This is a genomic window from Rhizobium sp. CF142 (genome assembly GCF_000281145.1).
Classification (GTDB): Bacteria; Pseudomonadota; Alphaproteobacteria; order Rhizobiales; family Rhizobiaceae; genus Rhizobium.
Genome location: NZ_AJWE01000097.1, coordinates 78,839 through 85,172 on the forward strand (window position 1 = coordinate 78,839; position 6,334 = coordinate 85,172).

The following is a 6,334-nucleotide window of genomic DNA, read 5'->3' on the forward strand; positions in this document are numbered from 1 at the left end:
GTCACTCCGGCCGGCGCGAAATGCGAAAGACGCTGGCGGGCGGAATATTCAGGCGGACCCGGCCGAGCCTCTCCGCCCGCAGGCCCAATTCCGCAAGCACATCTGGTGGTACGGAACAGGATTGGCCGTAGGTGAACTGGTAGAAGGCGCCGCCGCGTTCCAGCAGGCTGAACCCGCCGCCGACGATGGCGGTGATGACCTCGATGGGCATGTTGCGAAAAGGCAGACCGCTGACGATTGCCGCCTGCGGCCCGAGCTCGGCCTTGCAGGCAGAAAGCTCGCACGCGTCTCGCTGGAGGATCGTCACGTCAGGAAAGCGCTGCTGCAGCGGAGCGATGAAGCGGGTTTCGAGCTCCACCAGTGTCAGGTCTCGCGCCGGTAGGCCGCGTTTGAGAAGCGCCTCGGTGAAAACCCCTGTGCCGGGGCCAAGCTCCAGTACCTTGCCCGCCGAAGGCTCGATCTCGCTGGTCATCAACCGCGCCAGCCGCCCTCCTGAGGGCACGATCGCGCCGATTTTCCTGGGTTCGGCGAGAAGCGCACTAAAGAAGGCGGCCAGCGGCGGCTGTTGCATGCGGGTCTCCAGCATCGATTGTCGGCTTACGGTATTCCCCTTTCAAATGATGCGAACATGACGTGCACCCGCGCCATCGGAAAGATTCACGCGGTCTGGACCGTCGGCTCGAAGCTCATGTTGAAGCTTGCCCCACCGCTTTCCGCATTCGACACCCATACGCGCCCGTGGTGCAGCTTCACGATCTCGCGCACGAGATGGAGGCCAAGCCCGATGCCCTGGCTGCGACCGTTCGCACGCTGGAAGGGCTCGAAGATCCGCTCCCGGTCCTCAGGCGCGATACCAGGGCCTTCATCGCTGACGGAAATTTGTGCGGGGCGTTCGACGGCGATGGTAATCGTACCGCTCCTGCCGCCATGCTGGATGGCGTTCTGCACCAGATTGCCAATCGCCCGTTCCAGCGCCGTCTCATCGCCGAGGATGCGCTCCGGCATCGAACGCAACTCGAAATTCGCCTGATAGCCGGCGGCGATGATCAGCGGTGCAAGCTCGGCGGCCTGCCGCCGCGCTATGGTCGCAAGGTCGATGGAGCAATCTGGCACCGGCTCCTGATTAAGCCGCTGCAAGTCGAGCAACTGCTGGGCCAGCGTCGAAAGGCGCGCGACATCTTCCAGCAGCCGGTTGGTCGCCTCAGTCGGCGGCATGGTTTCCAGCCGGTTCTGCAGGATGGCAATCGGCGTGCGCAACTCATGGGCGGCGGCCAGCATGAAGCGCCGCTGCTTGTTGTGGTCGTCGTCGAGCCGTTGCAGCGTCTCGTTCATGGCGATCACCAGCGGCGCAACTTCTTCCGGCACATTTTCGAGCGGCAGGCGGTAGCCGCGTGTCGTCCCGTCGATGCCTTGTGCTGCCTGCGCCACCTCGCTCAATCCGCGGTGGATACCCCGCGCCACGAAGGGTGTGACCGCCAGTGTTATCAGGCCCGTCAGCAAAATCACCGGCAGCACGATACCGGAGGCGATTGCCATGAAGACGACCAGAAGTTTGCCGGCCGAAAGGCTGCCCTGTCGGCCGACGATGACGAGCAGATCGCCGTGATCCGTCTTTATTTTCTGCAGGCGCGCGGCAATCGTCGCGGGATTGTCCTCGTCCCCATTGAAACGGGCTTCGGCGATATCGGTACCCGACGCGGCGATGGCGAGATATTGCGCCGGCACATTGCCTTCGCTGACCATGCGTCCCTGCTGATCGCGTACCAGAAACCAGAAGTCGGCCGCCTTATCGCGCTGATAGCCCAGATCGTCGGTGTTGGTGATACGCATCGAACCGTCGGCGTTCCAGGCAATCGACTCCGTGACTGCATCGATTGCATGTTCATCGGGTGCGAAGATGCCACTCATGCCCGAAATCCAGAAGACGAAGGCAAAGGCGATCGCGATCAGCACCAGGGTCGCTGCCTGCAGCGCCACCAGCCGGCGAATCAGCCTCCATTTCAGCGAATAGAACTTCATCTTCTTCATGGCCGGGCCTGCCGGATCAGGTAACCGACGCCACGGATCGTATGGATCTCGACCCCCGCGCACGCCGCATCGAGCTTGCGGCGCACGCGCGAAACATGCGCGTCGAGGGCATTGGACTGGATCTCGTCATCCATACCGTAGACCGCTTCCTCGAGGCTGGAGCGCTCCACCGTGCGGCCGGCGCGGCGCATCAGCGCTTCCAGCACCAGCAATTCGCGGCGAGGCAGTTCGAGCGCCATCTCGCCGACACGCGCCTCGCGGTTGCGCAGGTCGAAATGCAGCCGGCCGAGGCACAGGCTTTCGATCTCGATATTGCCCGGACGGCGCAAAATGGCCCTCAGGCGCGCCATCAGCTCCTCGACGGCAAAGGGTTTGGCGAGATAGTCGTCGGCGCCGAGATCAAGGCCTTCGATCCGGTCCTTCAGATCGCCGCGCGCCGTCAGCATGATAACCGGGACAGCCGGCTGGATACGGCGCGCGTCGGCGATCAGCTCCAGCCCGTCGCCGTCAGGCAGACTGCGGTCAAGCAGCAGGGCATCGTAGCTGTTCAGCCGCACGGCCTCCTCAGCCGCCTCGATAGTGGAAACGTGGTCCGTGATGATATTGTTGTTGCGGAGCGCCGCCACTAGCACGGCGGCCATTTCCGGTTCATCTTCCGCCAGCAAGACGCGCATTCAACCGTCCAACTTCAAAAGCCGCTCTCTGCACAGGCAAGATTGCGTCAGCATGACGCGAAAGGCCAGAGCGGTGTGGCGTCAATCTCCGAAAGGCAGACTGATTGCCTCGGTTCGTGCTTCAAGCGCGCGGATGACGGCCGCCATATCCTCGCGCCCGAAGCCCAGGTTTTCGGTTTCGGCATAGAGCGCATGGCAGGCATCGAGCAGCGGCGAGGCGATGCCCGCCTGCCGCGCCGCTTCAGCCACAAGCCTGTTGTTCTTCAACACGTCAGAGATCGCCGCCTGCACTGAGAAATCCCGCTCCACGAGTTTGCCGCTCTTGATGCGTGATATGCCACTCGCCATCTGGCCGGCATCGACGACGGCCCTGAAAATCCCCATGTCCAGCCCCTGCCTGCCGGCAAAATGGGCCGCTTCCGCCAAACCCGTGACCGACGTGATGAGAAAGATGTTGACGGCGAGCTTCATCAACAGCGCATTCGGCACTGCACCGCAGACGACCATCTCCCGGCACATGGGCGTCAGCAGCGGACGAACCTCCTCGACTACGTCAGCCTCTCCGGCAAGCATAGCCACAAGCTGGCCCTCCTCTGCCGGTCGGCGCGAGCCCGAAACGGGCGCTTCGACATACCGGCCGCCTGCTGCGTGGATATCCGCTTCAAGCGCTTTCGAATAGGCCGGAGCCGTCGTTCCCATATGGATGACGACATGCCCGGCGACACGTGCGGCAAAGTCAGGCGTGCCCCGCTGGAGAACAGTGTCAATCACTGCCTCTGTCGCAAGCATCAGGATCACAGTGCGGGCCTTGCCGAAAACCGCATCGACATCGGCAGCCACCTCGGCGCCGGCCGCCCGCAACCTCTCCACACTTTCCGGCGAACGATTCCAGACGATGAGGTCCGTGCCTGCCCGCGCAAGATTGAGTGCCATCGGCATGCCCATCACGCCGAGACCGATGAAGCCTGTTTTCATTGCTGCCGCCTCCTTGGATAGCCAGGGGCGACAAGTCTACGAACAAAGGTGGCGACTGTCTTGAAGGTTAGTGCGCAGGTGCGGGCTGGCCGGAAATTTCCAGCGCCGCCTCGCGGATCGTCTGTGTGAGGATCGACAGCGGCAGCGAAGGAATGGAATCCGTACGCACCGTCAGTCCGACCGGCCCCTTCGTCTCGCTGGTATCGATCGGCAGGGCGGCAAGCACACCATCGGCAATGTCGCGTGCGACTACACCATTGGAAATGATCCAGATCGCGTCGCTGTCGCGTACGAAAGCGCGGCCAAAGGCATCGGAAACCGTTTCGATCTGGCTTGGCAGACTGGCGACGCCATTGGCGATCAGAAAGTTCTCAACCACCGGCCGGATAATCGAACCGCGGGTCGGCATCAGAAGCGTATAACGGCCGAGCTCGGCGAAGAGCGATTTGCCGGGAGCAAGCAGCGGATGGCCGGCGCGCACGGCAAAGACGACCTGTTCGGAATAGAGATGCTCGAAGGAAAAGCCGGCCATCCTTTCCGCACCTGCCAAACGCCCGACGACGAGGTCGAGATCGCCTATGCGAAGCTGCTCCAGAAGCACGGCATTGTCGCCGGTGACGATCTTCACCCGGCTCCAGGTATTTTCCTTTAAAAACAGATCCATCGCCCGTGGCATGATGCGCGTCGAGACCGTCGGCAGCGCGCCGATACGGATCGGCGGAGCATCGCCGAACTGCTCCTGCGAGACGGAATCAAGCCCCTGCCGCAGCGCCGTCAGCGCAGCACCCGCATGGCGCAGGAAGACCTCGCCGTAGCGCGTGATCCGGATGCCGCGGCCATCGCGCTCGAAGACGCCGACGCCGAGCGCCTGTTCCAGCTCACGGATCGTCTTCGTTACCGCCGGCTGGCTGACATGCAAAAGCTCGGCCGCCTTCATCACGCTTTTCTGCCGCGCCACCTCGACAAAGGCCTGCAGATGGCGAAACTTGATGCGGCTATCGATCATTGCTTTCATAACCCATGAGTTATTGGAAAGCGGGAAAATATCATTTTACTTAACCGGATCAACTCACCAAATTGGGTGTGGAGGAGATTTAAAGTGCAGTTTGCCAGTATCAACGATGTAACGATCCACTACCAGCTCATCGGGGCTCCGGCTGACAGGCCGGTTATCGTCTTTGCCAATTCGCTCGGCACGGATTTCCGGATCTGGCGGGATGTGATCGTCCGTCTTGCCGGCGACTTCGCCATCATTCTCTATGACATGCGCGGCCACGGCCTCTCCGATGTCGGCCAGGTGCCCTACGCCATGGAGGATCATGCCACCGATCTTGCCGGCCTGCTCGACCTTCTCTCGGTCAAGGATGCGGTCATCTGTGGTCTCTCGGTCGGCGGCCTTGTCGCCCAATCGCTCTACCAGCGCCGCCCGGATCTGGTGAAAGCGCTGATCCTCTGCGACACCGCCCACAAGATTGGCACGGCCGAAAGCTGGAACAATCGGATCGCCGCCGTCGAGAAGAACGGCATCGCCAGCATTGTCGACATAGTGATGGAGCGCTGGTTCACACCTGCCTTCCGTCGACCGGAAACCATCGCCTATGCCGGCTATTGCAACATGCTGATCCGCCAGCCGGTGGAAGGTTATATCGCCACATGCGCGGCGATCCGCGACGCCGATTTCAGCGAAGCCGCGCGCAAGATCAAAGTGCCGACCATCTGCGTGGTCGGTGATCAGGACGGCTCGACGCCGCCGGATCTGGTGCTTTCAACGGCAAAGCTGATCCCTAACGCGCGCTATGAAATCATCAAGGACTGCGCCCATATTCCGCCTGTCGAGCAGCCGGAAGCGCTGACGGCGATCATCCGCGCCTTCCTCTCTTCCATTGGAGAAAAGAGCCCATGAGCGACACCGCGTCCGAACGCTATCACCAGGGCATGGTAACCCGCCGCTCCGTTCTCGGCGATGCGCATGTCGATCGCGCCCAGGCGGCCTCGACCGAATTCGACAGGCCGTTCCAGGAGCTGATCACCGAGGCTGCCTGGGGCCACGTCTGGTCCCGGCCGGAGCTGACGAAACGCGAGCGCTCGATGATCACCATCGCACTGCTTGCCGCGCTCGGTCAGGATGACGAGGTGGCGATGCATGTGCGCGCCACCGCCAATACCGGCGCCTCCCGGGAGGATATTCGCGAGGCGCTGCTGCATGTGGCAATCTATGCCGGCGTGCCGGCCGCCAATCATGCGATCAAGATCGCAAAGCAGGTTTTCGAGCAGATGGACGCCGGCAAGGCGGCCTGAGGGGGAGAGAATGTCCGACTTACCGAACCGCAAGCCAGAAACCGGGGCCTTCTTCGCCCGTGACCGCGCCTGGCATCCGCCGGCCTATGCGCCGGGCTACAAGACCTCGCTCCTGCGCTCGCCCCAGCGCGCGCTGCTATCGCTCGACGGAACGATCTCGGAAATCACCGGCCCGGTCTTCGGCCATTCGATAATCGGCGAGATGGATAACGACCTGATCCATAATTTCGCGCGGCCCGGCGAGAGCGCCATCGGCGAACGCATCATCGTCCACGGTCGGGTGCTCGACGAGCGCGGCCGGCCGCAGGCTGGCGTTCTCGTGGAATTCTGGCAGGCCAATGCCGGCGGCCGCTACCGCC

The 6,334-nt window shown here is 62.6% G+C and carries 7 protein-coding genes and 2 pseudogenes; 3 read left to right on the forward strand and 6 right to left on the reverse strand.

Annotated features, from left to right (window positions below):
* Position 1: 1 nt before the first annotated feature.
* The 6 genes and pseudogenes from PMI11_RS21060 to pcaQ form a co-directional block, all read right to left on the reverse strand.
* Positions 2–571: a class I SAM-dependent methyltransferase gene (locus tag PMI11_RS21060; RefSeq protein ID WP_007821037.1), complete on the reverse strand. Its 570-nt coding sequence runs from the start codon at positions 569–571 to the stop codon at positions 2–4.
* A gap of 86 nt (positions 572–657) precedes the next feature.
* On the reverse strand, positions 658–2,028 hold the full coding sequence (locus tag PMI11_RS21065; protein WP_007821038.1) for a sensor histidine kinase: 1,371 nt from the start codon (positions 2,026–2,028) through the stop codon (positions 658–660).
* Positions 2,025–2,702, reverse strand: a complete 678-nt coding sequence (locus tag PMI11_RS21070) for a response regulator transcription factor (protein ID WP_007821040.1) — start codon at positions 2,700–2,702, stop codon at positions 2,025–2,027. Before PMI11_RS21070 ends, PMI11_RS21065 begins: the two co-directional genes overlap by 4 nt.
* An 81-nt stretch (positions 2,703–2,783) precedes the next feature.
* Entirely contained in the window at positions 2,784–3,221 is a 438-nt protein-coding gene (locus PMI11_RS38515; protein WP_348257846.1) for an NAD-binding protein, read from the reverse strand.
* Positions 3,210–3,683 (reverse strand): annotated as a pseudogene (locus PMI11_RS38520) (NAD(P)-binding domain-containing protein); the annotation flags it as partial. The pseudogene PMI11_RS38520 and the gene PMI11_RS38515, both read right to left, overlap by 12 nt.
* 61 nt (positions 3,684–3,744) lie before the next feature.
* On the reverse strand, positions 3,745–4,683 hold the full coding sequence (pcaQ, locus tag PMI11_RS21080) for a pca operon transcription factor PcaQ (RefSeq protein WP_007821043.1): 939 nt from the start codon (positions 4,681–4,683) through the stop codon (positions 3,745–3,747).
* Positions 4,684–4,776: 93 nt separating this feature from the next.
* Between pcaQ and pcaD the strand changes: the two genes are divergently transcribed.
* The 3 genes and pseudogenes from pcaD to PMI11_RS21095 form a co-directional block, all read left to right on the forward strand.
* On the forward strand, positions 4,777–5,580 hold the full coding sequence (gene pcaD, locus PMI11_RS21085) for a 3-oxoadipate enol-lactonase (protein WP_007821044.1): 804 nt from the start codon (positions 4,777–4,779) through the stop codon (positions 5,578–5,580).
* Entirely contained in the window at positions 5,577–5,975 is a 399-nt protein-coding gene (gene pcaC, locus PMI11_RS21090; protein ID WP_007821046.1) for a 4-carboxymuconolactone decarboxylase, read from the forward strand. Before pcaD ends, pcaC begins: the two co-directional genes overlap by 4 nt.
* 10 nt (positions 5,976–5,985) lie before the next feature.
* Positions 5,986–6,334 (forward strand): annotated as a pseudogene (locus tag PMI11_RS21095) (protocatechuate 3,4-dioxygenase subunit beta); the annotation flags it as partial.